Genomic DNA, 16,169 nt, shown 5'->3' on the forward strand with positions numbered 1-16,169 from the left:
CTTGGTGTAACCATGATGTCAGAAACAGACTTGGTCGGCACTGCTACGGTCGCCGCAATCGGTAGCCTTATCGCCAGCGTTCTGATCGTGCTGACGCAAAGCTGGCACGGGAAGCACTCACTGGACAAGGACGTCGACGGCGTCCAGAAATTTCACAAGATACCGGTCCCGCGCATTGGCGGGATTGCGGTACTGATTGGAATCCTGATTGCCGCTATTTTTCCTGTTTCGGCCCAATCGTTTTCTGCCGAAGGAGAAGATGCGGGCCTATTCATGCTCGTCCTGTCTGGAATGCCTGCTTTTCTAGCGGGAATCATCGAAGACATGACGAAAAAAGTATCGGTCAAGGCACGCCTCATCGCCACGTTCTCGAGTGCATTGCTCGCCAGCTGGCTGCTGGGCTCCTATCTGCCACGGCTTGATATGTGGGGCGTGGACGCGTTGCTTCATGCATCGCCGCTCGCGGCAATCATCATTACCGCTGTAGCGGTCGGTGGAGTCGCGAACTCGATCAACATCATTGACGGCTTCAACGGCATCGCCGGCAGCGCGGTTGCCATCATGCTTGCCGCACTTGGCTTCCTGTCATGGAGTGCCGGTGATGCGTTCGTGACTCACCTGGCAGTTCTTGGAGTCGGAGCGACGATCGGCTTCCTGCTCATGAACTATCCCACCGGACGCCTGTTCCTGGGAGACGGCGGCGCCTACTTCCTCGGCTTCTGGGTTGCAGAGGTAGCCGTACTGCTGGTCATTCGCAATCCCGAGGTCAATACCTGGCAGGTGCTGGCTGTATGCGCCTATCCGGTGATTGAAGTGCTGTACAGCATGTATCGCCGCAAGATCATCCGCAAGACCAGCCCGGGTGCACCTGACCGGCTGCATCTGCACACCTTGCTCTACCGGCGCGTTGTGTGCCAGCAGCTGCCACGCAACGATGGGAGGCCATGGATTCGCAATGCAGCGGTCGCATGCATCACAGCGACATGGATTGCGGCGATAGCGTTTCTCGCCGTCTCGTTTGGACATACCGTGCCGTCGGCATTGGCTGTGATTGGCGCCAATCTCGTTTTATATGTCGCCGTCTATACCCGGCTCGTTCGCGGTCACTGGTGCCTGAACCCCGTCGTGGCACTGGGTTTCCTTCGCTCGCGCCATGCGCGCCCGGTAGTGCGGGAGCTGCCATGACTAGTCATTCACAAGACGACAGCACTGCATGGCATGTCGTGCAAACCAAACCGCGGCAGGAATTTCGCGCATTGGAACATTTGCAGAACCAGGGATTTAACTGCTTTTTGCCAACACTCAAAACGGAAAGAATTATTCGCGGCAAAGTTGACACCGGCGTTGAGCCGTTGTTCTCGCGCTACCTCTTTGTAAGGTTAAGTCAAGCGAGCGGAAACTGGTCGCCAATCAGAAGTACGCGCGGAGTCAGCAAGCTGGTCGCATTTGGTGGCCGGTTCGCCATGCTGCCGGACGCTTGTGTCGAGGCCTTGCGCGGCATGCAGCAGATGAGTCCGCAGAAGTTGTTCGCACCGGGAGAGCGTGTTGCGATTACCAGCGGTCCGTTCGCGGGCCTTGAAGGAATCTACCAGTTGCCGGACGGCGAAGCGCGGGCACTGGTGTTAATCGATTTGATGAACCAGCCGCAGAAGCTGAGACTTGCGGTGGAATTGCTGCGGAAAGCAGCATAGGAAGCAGCAAGGCGCATCGGCCCGTTTCACAGGCCGCCGCATGTTAAGAGCCTGTTTGAAAACTGTAGCGAGCGGTCCGAGTTTGGTTGGAGAAGCGCAGTCGTACGTGAGGTACGGCGAGCATCGCAGAGCCAAAATCGGGCTGTGCAGTAAGTTTTCAAACAGGCTCTAAGCGCCTGATTACATAGATGAAGTGATTTGGTTTTTTGGAAGATGACCAGTAATCCAAGGGCGGTAGCGTGCCCAAAAAATTTGCGAGTAACTCAGTAGTACCAAGTATCAGAGGTATCCGCCTTTATCAACAACGTCTGCATTCACCGATAGAAATCGAATAATCATGAAAGTCTCGAAGAATACCAGCATTGCGATCATCGGCCTCGGATATGTCGGCTTGCCCCTGGCTGTCGAATTCGGCAAGAAGTATCCCACCCTCGGCTTTGACATCAACACGCGACGCGTGAAGGAGCTGCAGGAGGGAATCGACATGACGCTGGAAACAACGGCGGACGAGTTGAAAGAGGCGTCACGCCTGACCTATTCAACGGACATCGAAGACTTGCGCCGTGCCACGGTGTACATCGTCACGGTCCCTACGCCCGTTGACGAGCACAAGAACCCCGACCTCACGCCGCTGCAAAAGGCGTCCGAGACAGTGGGGAAGGTGTTGAAGAAGGGCGATATCGTCGTCTATGAATCGACCGTCTACCCGGGGGCAACGGAGGAGTACTGCGTGCCGGTGATCGAGCGCGTGTCCGGCATGAAGTTCAACGAAGACTTCTTTGCCGGCTATAGCCCGGAGCGCATCAATCCGGGTGACAAAGAGCATCGCCTGACGACCATCACCAAGGTGACGTCCGGCTCCACCCCGGAGACGGCAGAGTTTGTGGATGCACTCTACGCAAGCATCATTCCCGCCGGTACGCACAAGGCTTCATCGATCAAGGTGGCCGAGGCAGCGAAGGTCATCGAGAACACGCAGCGCGACCTCAATATCGCGCTGATGAACGAGCTGACCATCATTTTCAAAAAACTGGGGATCGATACCGAAGACGTCCTGCAGGCAGCAGGAACCAAATGGAATTTCCTGCCGTTCCGCCCCGGCCTCGTCGGCGGCCACTGCATCGGCGTCGATCCGTATTACCTGACGCACAAAGCCGAAGCGCTTGGCTATCACCCACAGGTCATCCTGGCAGGCCGTCGCATCAACGACAACATGGCCGGGTACGTCGTTGGCCAGTTGGTCAAGAAAATGATCAAGCAGCGTATTCAGATCGAAAATGCGAACGTGCTCGTCATGGGATTGACCTTCAAGGAAAACTGCCCGGACCTGCGCAACACCAAGGTTATCGACAGCATCAACAAGCTGAAGGATTACAACATCAACGTTGATGTGTACGACCCGTGGGTCGATGCGGAAGCGGCACAGCACGAGTACGGAATTACACCGATCAGTGAGCCTGAACCGGGCAAGTACGACGCCGTCGTCCTTGCTGTTGGTCATCGCCAGTTCAAGGCACTGGGAGCGGAAGGCTTGCGTCGCTTTGGCAAGGAAAAGCATGTGCTCTTCGACCTTAAGTATGTGCTTCCGAAGGAGGCAGCTGACATTCGGCTGTAAGCGGAATATCGCGAACCGTACCTATAGAGACTCGCACTGTTCGTTTCGTCAGGAACGCTGCGTTATTCGACACGGCGTCACGACGCAGAAGAGAAGCGAATCAGTTGTGGATTCCCACCAATGCGCAACAAGAGCCATCTATGAATCAGTTTGAAAAGATCAAGGAAGAACTGCGGAGACAGCCGAAGAAATGGCTGGTGACCGGATGTGCCGGTTTCATCGGATCCAACCTGCTCGAGACACTTCTCTTGCTGGATCAGGAAGTGGTCGGCCTGGACAACTTCGCAACCGGGTATCAACACAACCTGGATGAAGTGAAAGAGGCGGTAAGCGCTCGGCAATGGGCTCGGTTCCAGTTCATCCGGGGAGATATTCGTGACGCCAATGCCTGCAGGGAAGCTGTCACTGGTGTCGATCATGTGCTGCATCAGGCTGCTCTCGGATCGGTACCGCGGTCGATTAAGGATCCGCTGACGAGCAATGATGTGAACATCACCGGCTTTCTCAACATGCTGGTCGCAGCACGTGACGCCGGCGTGTCGTCCTTTGTCTATGCCGCCTCCAGTTCCACTTACGGTGATCACCCCGGTTTGCCGAAGGTCGAGGACCGTATCGGAAAGCCGCTGTCGCCCTATGCAGTAACGAAGTACGTGAACGAGTTGTACGCCGAGGTGTTTGCTCGCTGCTATGACTTCAAGTCAATTGGTTTGCGGTATTTCAATGTGTTTGGAAAGCGCCAGGACCCGAATGGCGCCTATGCGGCAGTGATCCCGAAATGGATCGCCGCCATGATCGACAACCAGGATGTTGTTATCAATGGCGACGGTACGACAAGCCGGGATTTCTGCTTCGTCGACAACGCTGTCCAGGCAAATCTGCTTGCGGCCACCGCACCGGAAGAATGCAAGAACCACGTCTATAACGTTGCCGTAAGCGACATCACGACGCTCAACCAGCTGTTCGGTTACCTGAAGTCGGAACTGCGGAACAACGATATCGAGTTCTGCAAGGAGCCGCGGTATGGCGACTTCCGTCAAGGCGACGTCAAGCATTCCCAGGCCGATATCGGAAAGGCGGCTACACGGCTTGGCTACAGCCCGGCTTACCGAATACGTGACGGAATCGCGGCAGCAATGCCGTGGTATGTAAAAAAGGCGACAAAACGCAGTCTTGCCGACACCGCCGGATAGCGTCGGCATGCGTAACACCCACTGGCGGGGCCCGTCTTAAGACCTTAAGACGAATTCGCACAAGGTCCGATACCGTGCATTTGAGGGCACAGATTCAACGAATCATCGAGGCGACCATGAACAATACCAATGCCGTGTACGCGATCCAGGCACAGGAAAGCAAGCCGATCTACGTTACCCAGCCGCATCTGCCACCGCTGGCGGAATTCATTCCCTATCTCGAAAAGATCTGGAACAGCAAGGTTCTGACGAACGGCGGCCCGTTTCACCAACGCCTCGAGAAAGCGCTGTGCGAATACCTCGGCGTAGAGCACATTGCCTTGTTCTCGAACGGAACGCTCGCGCTGGTGACTGCCCTGCAGGCGCTGCGCGTGACGGGAGAGGTGATCACCACACCGTATTCATTTGTTGCGACCGCTCATTCACTTCTTTGGAACGGTATCAAGCCGGTCTTCGTCGATATCGACCCGCATACGCTCAACATGGATCCCGCCAAGATCGAGGCGGCGATTACACCGCAGACGACAGCGATCATGCCGGTCCACTGCTATGGCCATCCCTGCGACGTGAAGGCGATCCAGAAGATTGCGGACAACTACAATCTCCACCTCATTTATGACGCAGCGCATGCGTTCGGGGTGGAGGACGAAGGGGGAAGCATTCTTCGCCACGGTGATCTGTCAGTCATCAGTTTCCATGCCACCAAAGTGTTCAACACCTTTGAGGGAGGAGCGATTGTCTGCCCGGATGCAAAGACGAAACAGCGTATCGATCATCTGAAGAATTTCGGCTTCATCGACGAGGTAACGGTCGTCGCTCCCGGGATCAACGGCAAGATGAGCGAATTGAACGCGGCACTCGGCATGCTTCAGCTTGAATACATCGATCATGCAATCGAGCGCCGGAAAGAGATTGCAAGCACGTATCGCGAGCTGCTCGCAGCGGTGCCTGGCATCCGTTGTGTTCCTAATAGTGGCGAGACGGTTGAAAACTACTCCTACTTCCCGATCCTCGTCGAGAACGACTACCCGATGAGCCGGGATGCGTTGTACCGCGAGCTGCGCAACTACAACGTTTTTGCGCGGCGCTACTTCTATCCGCTGATCTCGGATTTCCCGATGTATCGAGGGCTGCCATCCGCGCATCGCGATAACCTGCCTGTGGCTGCAGATATTGCCAACCGGGTCCTTTGCCTGCCGATCTATCCGGATCTGGAGGATGAACAGATCCAGACCATTGTCCAGATCATTGCCGCTCGCGGCGAGAAATTCCCCTCCATATCGATTGCCGATGTCGCAGCGACGTTCCATCTGGAGAAGGATCGTCTTGGCGGTCGCGCCGAATATTGAGCCGGCGTCGACTCAATTGACGACTTTGTCCGCAGCGGCGACATCGCCGGCGGTATGCCTTTGATGGAGCACTGCAATGAGAGGGAAAGCACTAGGCGGTTTTTTTGAGCTGGAGTTTCCGGCTGCAAAGCCGCCATTACATTCCGATACGGTGAAGTTCCAGTCCGCGCGTGCGGCGTTTCTCGCCCTGTTGCGTGCGGGCCGTCCACGTCGGGTGTGGATGCCGTATTACACTTGCTTCACGATGCTTGCCTCTCTGAGGCAGGCCGGTGTCGATGTAGTTTTTTATTCCATTGATCGGCAGTTCCGGATTGCCGATGACATCATTCTCCAAGAGGGTGACTGGCTCCTTTACACCAACTATTTTGGGCTGTGTACCGAGAATGCAGTGTCGGTAATCAAACGTTTTGGTGCGGAGCGCGTTGTCATCGATGCGTCACAAGCACTGTTCTCCGGCCCGTTTGATTGCCTTGCCACGATCTATTCCCCCAGAAAGTTCCTCGGCGTCCCCGATGGAGGATTGCTGGCGACCTGTCTCCATGTGGAGGAGCCCGCGCATTGCGACGACGGTTCCTTCGACCGTGCCATCTCCCTGTTGAAGCGAGCCGCGTTTTCGCCTGAAGTCGCGTACGCCGAGCATCATTGCGCCGAAGAGACGCTGTTCGACCAGGAGCCTGCGGCCATGTCGGTGCTGACAAGACGGATGCTTGCCGGGATCGATTATCCACAGGTAGCGCGGGTGCGGAACCGCAACTTCGCCTATCTGCATGATCGCCTGGGCCGGCACAACCTGATGGATCTGGGCCAGTTGCGAGTGGAGGGCCCGATGTGCTATCCGCTCCTCGTCAACTGCGACGGCCTGCGCAAACTGCTGATCAGCAAGCGCATCTATGTCCCCACCTACTGGCGCGATGTTCTCGAACTCGTGCCATCCACTTCTACGGAAGCTTATCTTGTAGACAGGCTCGTTCCACTCCCATGCGACCAGAGATACGACGAAGAAGACATGGAAAGAGTGGTCGATACATGCCTGAACCATTTTTCAAACGTTTTGCCGGAGGACGTTATGGAGATTCAAGAATGAAAGCAAGAGGCAAAGTGAATGTCCCGAAACATCCGAATCAGGGAGCACCACGAATTCATGCCTGCGGTCGACGCCGGGCGGAGTTCTACCAATGAGGAGGTTGAGGAATGAATATTCGCGGCAAGAAAGTGGTACTGCGCGCCCCAGAGTTGCGCGATGCGGAACTGTTGAACAAATGGGCAAATGACCCGGATATATGGCGCGTGCTGGGGGGATGGCATTTTCCACACAGTAGTCTCTCGACTGAGAGATGGATCTCAAGTCTCAACAACAATAGCCAATCCAGCTTTATCTTCTGTATTGAAACACCCGAGCTGGGGTTGATTGGAACGACGAATCTGGTCCAGATCGACTGGCGTAACCGCCGCGCGGAGCATGGAATCATGCTGGGTGAAGAAGAAGTGCGCGGCAGAGGGTTCGGTTTTGACACGGTCATGGCGCTGATGCGGTATGCCTTCGATGAATTAGGGCTGATTCGTCTGGACACAGGCATGGTGGCATTCAATGAGCGCTCCATTAACTTTTATACGAAGTGCTGTGGTTGGGAGATCGAAGGAAGGCGAAGGAACTGGTATTACCGCGGCGGCCGCTACTACGACCTGGTGATGGCCGGCGTTACACAGGAAAGCTATCGGGCTCTTGTTCAGAAAACCAGTTATTGGAGCAGTTGAGACTGTTCATTAAACCCTCTTCGCCGGTGCGAGAAAAATGATCAGTATTCGCTCCTTTTTGCGTGGCTCGTCCGGTTGAAGAGAGAAATTCAAATTCAAAATCGAATGTCGCTCAAACATAACATTATTGCCAACTACACCAGTCAGATATATGTGGCCTTGGTAGGCATCGTTATGGTGCCGACCTATGTGCGTTACATGGGGATAGAAGCATATGGCCTGGTCGGATTTTTTGCGATGCTCCAGGCATGGTTCCATTTGTTGGACATAGGTCTTACGCCAACGATGGCACGCGAAACCGCCCGTTTTCGGGGGGGCGCAGTCGACGCAGTAAGTTTGCGCCGCTTGCTGCGCGCGCTCGAAGGGATTTTTGTGGGAGTAGCGGTGTTGGGAGCGGGCATCATGCTCTTGGGTGCAGACGCGATCGCCCGGAATTGGCTTCGTGTGCAAACCCTACCCTTGGAAGACGTAAAGCTCGCGATCATGCTGATGGCGGGCGTCATCGCTTTACGTTGGGTGTGCGGTCTCTATCGGGGCGTGATTGTGGGTTTTGAGCGTCAGGTCTGGCTGAGTGGCTTCAACATTAGTATAGCGACCGCACGTTTTGTTTTAGTGGTGCCGTTCTTCATCTTTGGAGGAACCAGCGCGGCTCACTTCTTCAGTTTTCAGCTCGTGGTGGCGCTTGCCGAGCTAACGTTGCTGGTATTTCAGGCGTATAGGGTTTTGCCAAAACTCGATAACGCCAAACGCATCGTATGGGAATGGCAACCATTACGCGGGGTTCTGAAGTTCTCTCTCAGTGTCGCTTTCTCGAGTTCGGTGTGGGTAATGGTTACACAGACTGATAAGTTGCTGCTATCCAGAATCCTGCCATTGGATGAATACGCATACTTCACGCTTGCCGTACTTGTTGCTAATGGCGTGACGCTGATAAGCGGTCCGGTGAGTTTGGCTCTCCAGCCTCGCTTGACGCGAATGGCTGCGCAGGGAGACGACATCGGTTTCATTCGTTTGTACCGAAACGCCACTCAGCTGGTCGGTGTGATTGCCGTTCCCGCAGCACTGATGCTTGCTTTTTTCTCCGAACAGATACTGTGGGCATGGACAGGTAACGCCGATATCGCTCGTAAGGCAGCACCCGTACTAACCCTATATGCCTTGGGGAATGGAATTCTCGCCCTAGGAGCCTTTTCTTACTATCTCCAGTTTGCCAAAGGTGACATGCGCCTTCATTTGATTGGCAATGTTCTATTCGTGGTGCTTCTTATTCCGGCGCTGGTCTGGGCCACTTGGAATTTCGGTGTCGTCGGCGCCGGCTATGCCTGGCTAAGCGCGAATGCACTGCTTTTCCTGTTCTGGGTGCCTAGAGTTCATCAACGGTTTGCAAAGGGCTTGCATGCCCCGTGGTTGGTGAAGGACGTAGGGTTAATTGTCTTGCTCACCTTGACGGCGGCTTTAGTCGCCCATTGGTTAATGAAGTGGCCCGAGGGACGGACGTCAGTTGCGACAGCAGTCTTCCTTGTCGGCATTGGTGTATTGATGACCGCAGCAACTGGTTCTTCTTGGCTGAGGAAAATTTTCAGTAAGAGGCGGCTCGTGCAAGTTTAGTGAAGCGAATGGTTCTGTCGTTGCTTCGTTATGAACCACCGTGGTGTCCGATTTAATAGGCGCAACTCAGCATCTCCCTTGCGGGAACTTGTTAAACAAGTGATATGTGAATGGAAAAGGATCGATGAGTAGCAGCGTTAGAAAAGGTGTCAAGGTATCCGTATGCGTGGTGACTTATAACCACGAAAAGTACATTCGCCAATGTCTTCAAAGCATTGTCGACCAGAAAACAAGTTTCCGTTTTGAAGTGATAGTGGGCGAGGATTGTTCCAAGGACGGTACACGTGCCATTGTCCAGGAATTTGCAGAAAAATATCCTGACATCATCCGCCCCCTATTACACGAAAAGAACGTGGGAGCGACGAACAATTATTTGAGTGTGCTCCGCTTGGCTGAAGGTGAGCTCATTTGCAACTGCGACGGAGATGACTACTGGTTGCCCTCGAAACTGGAGGCGCAGGTGCAATTCATGGAGAAGCACCCGGAATGCAGTGTTTCCGGACACAGGATGTATGTGACCGATGACGGAGAGAGGCTCTCAGACGATCATCGTGATCATTTTCCTTCTGTGATGAAAATATCCGCCTTCTACGAACATGGAAACTTCCTGGCGAATTCCTCCACCATGCATCGTGCGTCCTGCAACAAGATTCCGGATATCAAGGAAGAAACGATTGATTTTCTATTCCACATTTGGCGCGTAAGAGACCGACATATCGGGTTCATCAATCAGTATCTGGGCGTGTATCGTCGGCATGGGGCATCGATGACGTCGTGCTCACATCAATCACTACGCTACTTTAATCTGAACCTCGCTGCCCTCAACGAGATCCACAAGGTGGTGAATGACCAAGACGAGCTTGAAAAACGCAAATTTGCCCTGTGCAGGGATTGCATCAAGAACTTCATTGCAAATGATCGGGTGGAGCTGGCAAAAGAAATCGCGCGAAATTCAACAAGGATTATTTCAAATCGAAGACATAGCGCTTTCCTAAAACTAATGGTGTTCTTTAGCGATTTCATTGGTTTCGCAATTCGCGTAAAGCGCAATCGATTCGGTTAACGCTCGAAGAAAATTCGTGGGCGCCAAGAAATGTCTTTAAAGATTGCTTTTTGTCGAATTGCCATCGTCCGGTCAAGGGTACTGTTCTAGCGATCGTATGTAGCAGGTCCGTCGCTGGATTCCATGCCTGATAACTATGCCAATGAAGCCCTTTACTATAGATCTTAGAAAAGTCGCGTACGGTCTTCTTCTCCCTTTGGGAATGATTATTGGAACGGGCCTGTATGTACTTTTTACGCCCGCACTTTATCTTCTGATCGGCATTGCTGCGCTTATTTATTCAATTCTTCTTTTCCAGCGGGCGTGCAAAGTAAACTTGCAGAGCAACGTTGTTCTGTTGCTCTACGTCGGTTTCCTGCTTCTTAATTTCGGCAGAGATATGGGCAATGACGTTGCCAGCCGCCTCTACCTGAACTTCGCCCTCGGAATTTGTGCGTATTTAATTATTGGACGGATCCTTCACTTACTGGCGGAAGGTGGATTACCAAGTCTTCTGCCATTGAGCAGTCTTACGATAATTGCTGGGGCAATCCTGCTTCAACTAAACGGTTATCTCGCATCAAGACGCGATGGGGAGGTGATGGAGGGGGTGGACGAAGGGCTGCTGCTGCGACCCGGAGGATTCCTTAATCCAAACATGTCCGCAGCCTTGAGCCTCATCTGGCTGTTCTGTGCGCTCGAATCTCGAGGGAAAAATTCCTACTGGTTGAAGTCTGCAAGTGTCGCACTTTGTCTCTTTGTTGTTTCGTTGACTCAGTCGCGGGCGGCCATGCTATTCCTTGCTCTGTATTTTCTTTGCAAGCTCTACGAGGGCGGTATCAAACGGATGCGCTACTACTTTATTCCCGTTGCCTGCGCTGCCGTTGCGCTGCTGTTCTTTAGTGAATCAAGTGCGTTGGAGGATATCTACAACTCGATTTTTCAGCGCTTCCAGGGCGATGGCAGTTCGGCCGAACGTTACCACGTGCTGCAAAGCGCATTGGCCAAGTTTGCTGAACGTCCCCTGATCGGACATGGGATGCGTGTTATGGTCGGCTCATTCGGCGTCGGCACACACAATGAAGTTGTCGAATGGCTGGCCAATTTTGGCATCGTCGGCTTTTTCGTCATGCTGATGGTTTTCCTAAGGTTCTATTTCGTCCCGTCACTTAAATACCTGTTTCTCTGCATATTCCCCACCTTCCTGTTTAGTCACAATTTTTTTGAGACAACTGCCTTTCAGGTTGCGCTTGCGTATGCCTTTTTTGTGGCAAGTCGGCCAGTGCAAACTAAAGCCGATGCCGCGCATGTCGCGATAAAGATACAGAAGCCTGTCACGGTATACGGCGGCGCGGCTTTCGGCATGAGAGCCACATCGCGCCTGCCTGCATGGCAGCGCACATAGTTAATGAAAAACAGAGCGATTGTTTGTGAGGGAAAGGAAAAACGGCCAATGTGCGTTTGTGGGAAGTCGGTCTAGAAAACTGGATAGGTATGAACATCATTTTACTGACCAGTTCGATGGGTGGCGGAGGAGCAGAACGCGTTGCCACAACGCTGTGCAACGCATGGGCAGCACGGGGCGACCGGGTGAGCCTCATTGCTACCTTTTCCGGCGGAGGGAGCGGCGCGTTCTATCCCATTTCCGAGTCAGTTGAGTTTTTCTACCTGGCCGATAAAGCGGGAACAACGCAGAAAGGCGTCACTGGCTATGTGCGCCGAATAGTCACATTGCGCCGGCTGATTCGTGAAACAGCACCGGATGTGATTGTTTCATTCTTGCCAAACGTGAACGTCGCGGCACTTCTTTCATCAGCATTCTTAGGAATCCCCATAATTATCTGCGAGAGGAGTGACCCCTCCGGACGCTCCTATCCGTGGGCTTTGAAAATGCTGTGCAGACTGTCCTACCGTTTTGCGGACATGCTGACGGTTCAGACGCAGGCAGTGGCTACAAAGGTCGGCAGAATTTTCCCAGGCGTGGAAAAGGTACGCACCATACCAAATCCTTTGCCGGAAGGGGTGCTTGCCGCGACGGCAAAGCACGTCGACCGGAAAAGTCCGCGCAGAGTGCTATTGAGTCTTGGACGCCTATCGCCAGAGAAACAGATCGGCCGCCTGCTCGACGCCTTTGCCGTTGTTGCGCCATCTTTTCCCGATTGGGATTTGCATATCTATGGCGACGGCAGGTCACAGACAGAACTCCAACAACAGATTCTTGCGCTTGGATTGGCAGGTCGCACCATGCTGATGGGGGCAACCGACCAGCCTTGGGAAGTCATGGCGCATGCCGACGCATTCGTGATGGTCTCGGCTTATGAGGGTTTCCCGAACGCCTTGCTTGAAGCAATGGGCATTGGTTTGCCATGCGTTGTGTTCGACTGCCCGAGCGGACCGAGGGAAATTACGTCGAACGGCCGCGATGCATTGCTTGTCCCTTTGAATGATCAGGACGGCCTGGCTGCTGCACTTGCTTCGATGATGGGCGATATCGGGTTGCGGCGGGCACTCGGCAGTAGGGCCAGGGAATCGGTGCGCAGGCGGTTCAGCCTCGGAAGTGTACTTCGGGAGTGGGATGGCTTTTTTATGGAAGTGGGTGCCATGCGTTCACAGATAACCGAACGCGTGCTTGATTAGCCCTAAGCGGAGATGACGCCCGCACTGGAGAACGGCCGTAACGGTGCTTTTACGGCGCATGTTACGGCATTTGTTATGACGCCTTTCAGTTGGATCAACTAGAGACTGGGCAGTATTCATGCCAAAAATATTGCATGTAATCGGCGGACTGGAAATCGGTGGTGCAGAAATGGCACTTTACCGGCTGATTACTGGTTCGGTGAATGGCAAGTACGAACACGCTGTTATCGCATTGACGCCCGGCGGGCCGATGGGCGACCGGTTGCTTGCGTCGGGAATCGAACTGACGACTTTCGATTTTAGGAAATCCCCGATCGCGCATTTCTTCAGCTTGTTTTCTTACTTGCGTAGCAAACAACCGGACATCGTACAAACATGGATGTACCACGCGGACATGTTCGGTGGGTTGGCTGCTCGCCTTGCAGGCAACCGCAATGTTATCTGGGGCATCCGGACATCGGAGCTAACGGCAGGCAACTCGAGGATGACTGCACTTGCTCGACGAATATGTGCACGGCTGTCAAGGCAGTTGCCGCATACCATCGTATGCGTGGCAGAAGCGGCTCGCCGCGCCCACGTACATGCCGGCTATGACGCTGCCCGAATGGTGGTTGTGCCCAATGGATTTGATCTTTCAAGGCTCACGGCTGAGGATGGACAGGTAGATTTGCTTCGCCGCCAGTGTGGTTTGAATGATGAGGCGGTCGTCATTGGTAGTGTAGGCAGGTTTAACACAAGCAAGGATCAACAGAATTTTGTCTGTGCGGCAGGGCTGCTTGCGCAGCAGTACCCGCATGTCCGGTTTCTCATGGTGGGGCGCGGCCTTGACGCCGACAACGAAGAGCTCGCGGAATGGATCGCGGATACAGGACATCCCGACCGGTTTGTACTCCTTGGTGAGCGTTCAGACGTTCCGGTCTGCCTGGCGGCAATGGACATCTTTTGCCTTTCCTCGCGCAATGAAGGTTTTCCGAATGCCGTCGGGGAAGCGATGGGAATGGGGGTGCCTTGCGTCGTTACGGATGTTGGCGACGCCGCTCTTCTGGTAGGTGATACCGGTATCGTTGTGCCGAAGGAAGACTCGCCGGCACTCGCACGCGGTCTAGAGCGGTTGCTTGCCATGGGGCCGGCGGCGCGACAGCAACTGGGACAGCAGGCACGATCCCGAATCCTTGCGGAATTTACCTTGGAGCGCGCGCGGGAACACTTTGAGTCGATCTATCTACGCTTACTGAAGGGAAGTGAACACTGATGTGCGGCTTTGCAGGTTTTCTCGGGGGGGCGGCCCCGGATGGCGCAGCGAGCGATCTTGCTGTCATCAAGCGTATGGCTAATGCGATCGCGCATCGCGGCCCGGACGATGCTGGATACTGGCTTGATGCGGAGAGGCGCATCGCCCTCGGGCATCGGCGTCTTGCTATCGTCGATCTCTCTTCAGCAGGGCATCAACCCATGCAGTCTGCAAGTGGTCGGTACATGTTCATCTTTAACGGGGAAATATATAACCATCGCGTGTTAAGGAAGGAGCTTGAGAAAACGGGACATGCACCGTGCTGGCGCGGTCACGCGGACACGGAAACACTGCTCGCCGGCTTCGATGCTTGGGGGATTCAAGGCACGATAGAGCGTGCTATCGGCATGTTCGCCTTTGCCGTATGGGACAGGGAATCAGCCACACTGACCCTGGGGCGGGATCGCATGGGAGAGAAGCCGCTCTATTACGGCTGGCAGGGAAAGGGCCGGCACGCAGTGTTCCTGTTCGGCTCCGAGTTGAAGGCGTTACGCCCCCACCCGGTATTTGAGGGCGCAATCGACAGAGGCGCACTTAGCCTTCAGATGCGACACAACTACATTCCTGCGCCGCACTCGATTTATGAAGGCATTTCCAAACTACCCCCTGGTCATCTCCTGAGAGTGTCCTTGCAGCAGCCTGAGGAAAAAGCCCGGGCTTACTGGTCGATAGCGCAGGCGGCAGAATCCGGTGCAGCGGACACCTTTCAGGGAAGTCCGGAACAGGCAGTAGACGAACTCGAGAAGTTGCTCAAGGATGCGGTTCGCCAACAGATGATGGCAGATGTACCGCTCGGCGCCTTTTTGTCAGGAGGTGTTGATTCTTCCGCCATTGTGGCATTGATGCAGTCCCAGTCTGTACGGCCGGTCAAGACCTTCACCATCGGTTTTCACGAGGATGGGTTTAACGAAGCAGAGCATGCGAAGGCCGTTGCACGGCATCTCGGTACTGATCACACGGAGCTTTATGTCAGCGCTGAACAGGCGCAGGCAGTGATCCCGAAGTTACCGACGCTATATGACGAACCGTTTTCCGACTCATCACAGATTCCAACGTTTCTGGTGTCGCAGCTTGCACGCAGCCATGTCACGGTGTCGCTTTCCGGCGATGCTGGGGACGAACTATTCTGTGGTTATACGCGTTATCGCCGGATGGCAGACCTGTGGGATCGGATTTCGCTTGGGCCGTTACCGCTACGCCGGCTGGCAGTGAAGGGAGTGGGAAGCATTTCCCCCCGCTCCTGGGAGCGCATGGCCGCTGTTGCAGGTGCGGTACTGCCCGCTTCATCACGGGCATCCGTCATGGGGGAGAAGCTGCACAAGGCTGCAAGCCTGCTGGAATGCAGATCGGTTGAAAGCCTGTATCTGAGAATGGCATCCCATTGGTATGCGCCTGCATCGCTGGTCATCGGTGGACATGAACCGCCGCTTCTGGTGAACGAGAACCCGGCCAATACGCGACTGGACAGTATTCAGCGCATGATGCTTGTCGACATGATGACCTACCTGCCTGACGACATTCTGGCGAAGGTCGATCGTGCGGCCATGGGGATATCGCTCGAAACACGCGTTCCTTATCTTGATCATCGTGTCGTGGAGTTTGCGTGGCGTCTTCCACAGTCCATAAAGCTGCGGGAAGGCGTCACGAAATGGGTGTTACGGCAGGTCTTGTACAAACACGTTCCACAGGATTTCTTCAGGCAACCCAAGATGGGTTTTGGTGTCCCGATCGGAAAGTGGTTGCGCGGCCCTTTGCGCGATTGGGCAGAGGCACTGTTAGATGCATCTCGGTTAAGCCAGGAGGGATTCTTTAATCCCGCGCTGGTCAGGAAGAAGTGGAGTGAGCATCTTTCAGGCGAGCCAAGGCAGTTCTATCTATGGGATGTCCTGATGTTTCAGGCATGGCTGGAGCAGCAGCGGGAAACCGGCAAGATGAATGACACACCAGAGGAGAGGCTGGAATCCCGGATCGTGGCACGAGTTGCATAAAAA

The 16,169-nt window shown here is 54.4% G+C and carries 12 protein-coding genes and 1 pseudogene; all 13 read left to right on the forward strand.

Annotated elements, in window-relative coordinates; genetic code table 11:
• The first annotated feature begins 12 nt into the window (after nt 1–12).
• The gene (locus ACYVIA_RS09760) at nt 13–1,185 is read left to right on the forward strand and encodes an MraY family glycosyltransferase (protein ID WP_460840253.1); all 1,173 of its coding nucleotides are present in this window, start codon (nt 13–15) and stop codon (nt 1,183–1,185) included.
• 38 nt (nt 1,186–1,223) lie between these two features.
• Nucleotides 1,224–1,691 (forward strand): transcription/translation regulatory transformer protein RfaH, encoded by a 468-nt coding sequence (gene rfaH, locus ACYVIA_RS09765; RefSeq protein WP_460840255.1) that lies wholly within the window; start codon nt 1,224–1,226, stop codon nt 1,689–1,691.
• A 337-nt stretch (nt 1,692–2,028) separates the two neighbouring features.
• A complete protein-coding gene (gene tviB, locus ACYVIA_RS09770; RefSeq protein WP_460840258.1) occupies nt 2,029–3,306 on the forward strand; it encodes a Vi polysaccharide biosynthesis UDP-N-acetylglucosamine C-6 dehydrogenase TviB in 1,278 nt (425 codons plus the stop codon).
• Nucleotides 3,307–3,446: 140 nt separating this feature from the next.
• Nucleotides 3,447–4,496 carry an NAD-dependent epimerase/dehydratase family protein gene (locus ACYVIA_RS09775; RefSeq protein ID WP_460840259.1) on the forward strand — a complete coding sequence of 350 codons (1,050 nt, stop codon included), beginning with the start codon at nt 3,447–3,449 and terminating at the stop codon, nt 4,494–4,496.
• Nucleotides 4,497–4,612: 116 nt separating this feature from the next.
• Nucleotides 4,613–5,749 (forward strand): annotated as a pseudogene (locus ACYVIA_RS09780) (DegT/DnrJ/EryC1/StrS family aminotransferase); the annotation flags it as partial.
• A gap of 172 nt (nt 5,750–5,921) precedes the next feature.
• Entirely contained in the window at nt 5,922–6,929 is a 1,008-nt protein-coding gene (locus ACYVIA_RS09785; protein WP_460840261.1) for a hypothetical protein, read from the forward strand.
• Nucleotides 6,930–7,036: 107 nt separating this feature from the next.
• Nucleotides 7,037–7,600: a GNAT family N-acetyltransferase gene (locus ACYVIA_RS09790; RefSeq protein WP_460840263.1), complete on the forward strand. Its 564-nt coding sequence runs from the start codon at nt 7,037–7,039 to the stop codon at nt 7,598–7,600.
• A 75-nt stretch (nt 7,601–7,675) separates the two neighbouring features.
• Nucleotides 7,676–9,208, forward strand: a complete 1,533-nt coding sequence (locus tag ACYVIA_RS09795; RefSeq protein WP_460840265.1) for an oligosaccharide flippase family protein — start codon at nt 7,676–7,678, stop codon at nt 9,206–9,208.
• A gap of 124 nt (nt 9,209–9,332) precedes the next feature.
• Nucleotides 9,333–10,271: a glycosyltransferase gene (locus ACYVIA_RS09800; protein WP_460840267.1), complete on the forward strand. Its 939-nt coding sequence runs from the start codon at nt 9,333–9,335 to the stop codon at nt 10,269–10,271.
• Nucleotides 10,272–10,413: 142 nt separating this feature from the next.
• Nucleotides 10,414–11,655 carry an O-antigen ligase family protein gene (locus ACYVIA_RS09805; protein WP_460840269.1) on the forward strand — a complete coding sequence of 414 codons (1,242 nt, stop codon included), beginning with the start codon at nt 10,414–10,416 and terminating at the stop codon, nt 11,653–11,655.
• An 89-nt stretch (nt 11,656–11,744) separates the two neighbouring features.
• Nucleotides 11,745–12,887, forward strand: a complete 1,143-nt coding sequence (locus ACYVIA_RS09810; protein WP_460840270.1) for a glycosyltransferase family 4 protein — start codon at nt 11,745–11,747, stop codon at nt 12,885–12,887.
• 118 nt (nt 12,888–13,005) lie between these two features.
• Nucleotides 13,006–14,139, forward strand: coding sequence for a glycosyltransferase family 4 protein (locus tag ACYVIA_RS09815; protein ID WP_460840272.1), 1,134 nt, complete (start codon nt 13,006–13,008; stop codon nt 14,137–14,139).
• A complete protein-coding gene (asnB, locus tag ACYVIA_RS09820) occupies nt 14,139–16,166 on the forward strand; it encodes an asparagine synthase (glutamine-hydrolyzing) (RefSeq protein ID WP_460840273.1) in 2,028 nt (675 codons plus the stop codon). Before ACYVIA_RS09815 ends, asnB begins: the two co-directional genes overlap by 1 nt.
• Nucleotides 16,167–16,169 lie beyond the last annotated feature (3 nt).

The sequence above is a fragment of the Noviherbaspirillum agri genome (assembly GCF_054780595.1).

Bases quoted from the DNA above. Each gene is read 5' to 3' on its own strand.
- ACYVIA_RS09805 (WP_460840269.1), top strand. From the start codon at position 10,414: ATGAAGCCCTTTACTATAGATCTTAGAAAAGTCGCGTACGGTCTTCTT.
- asnB (WP_460840273.1), top strand. From the start codon at position 14,139: ATGTGCGGCTTTGCAGGTTTTCTCGGGGGGGCGGCCCCGGATGGCGCA.
- ACYVIA_RS09785 (WP_460840261.1), top strand. From the start codon at position 5,922: ATGAGAGGGAAAGCACTAGGCGGTTTTTTTGAGCTGGAGTTTCCGGCT.
- ACYVIA_RS09810 (WP_460840270.1), top strand. From the start codon at position 11,745: ATGAACATCATTTTACTGACCAGTTCGATGGGTGGCGGAGGAGCAGAA.
- ACYVIA_RS09760 (WP_460840253.1), top strand. From the start codon at position 13: ATGATGTCAGAAACAGACTTGGTCGGCACTGCTACGGTCGCCGCAATC.
- tviB (WP_460840258.1), top strand. From the start codon at position 2,029: ATGAAAGTCTCGAAGAATACCAGCATTGCGATCATCGGCCTCGGATAT.
- ACYVIA_RS09800 (WP_460840267.1), top strand. From the start codon at position 9,333: ATGAGTAGCAGCGTTAGAAAAGGTGTCAAGGTATCCGTATGCGTGGTG.
- ACYVIA_RS09815 (WP_460840272.1), top strand. From the start codon at position 13,006: ATGCCAAAAATATTGCATGTAATCGGCGGACTGGAAATCGGTGGTGCA.
- ACYVIA_RS09775 (WP_460840259.1), top strand. From the start codon at position 3,447: ATGAATCAGTTTGAAAAGATCAAGGAAGAACTGCGGAGACAGCCGAAG.
- ACYVIA_RS09790 (WP_460840263.1), top strand. From the start codon at position 7,037: ATGAATATTCGCGGCAAGAAAGTGGTACTGCGCGCCCCAGAGTTGCGC.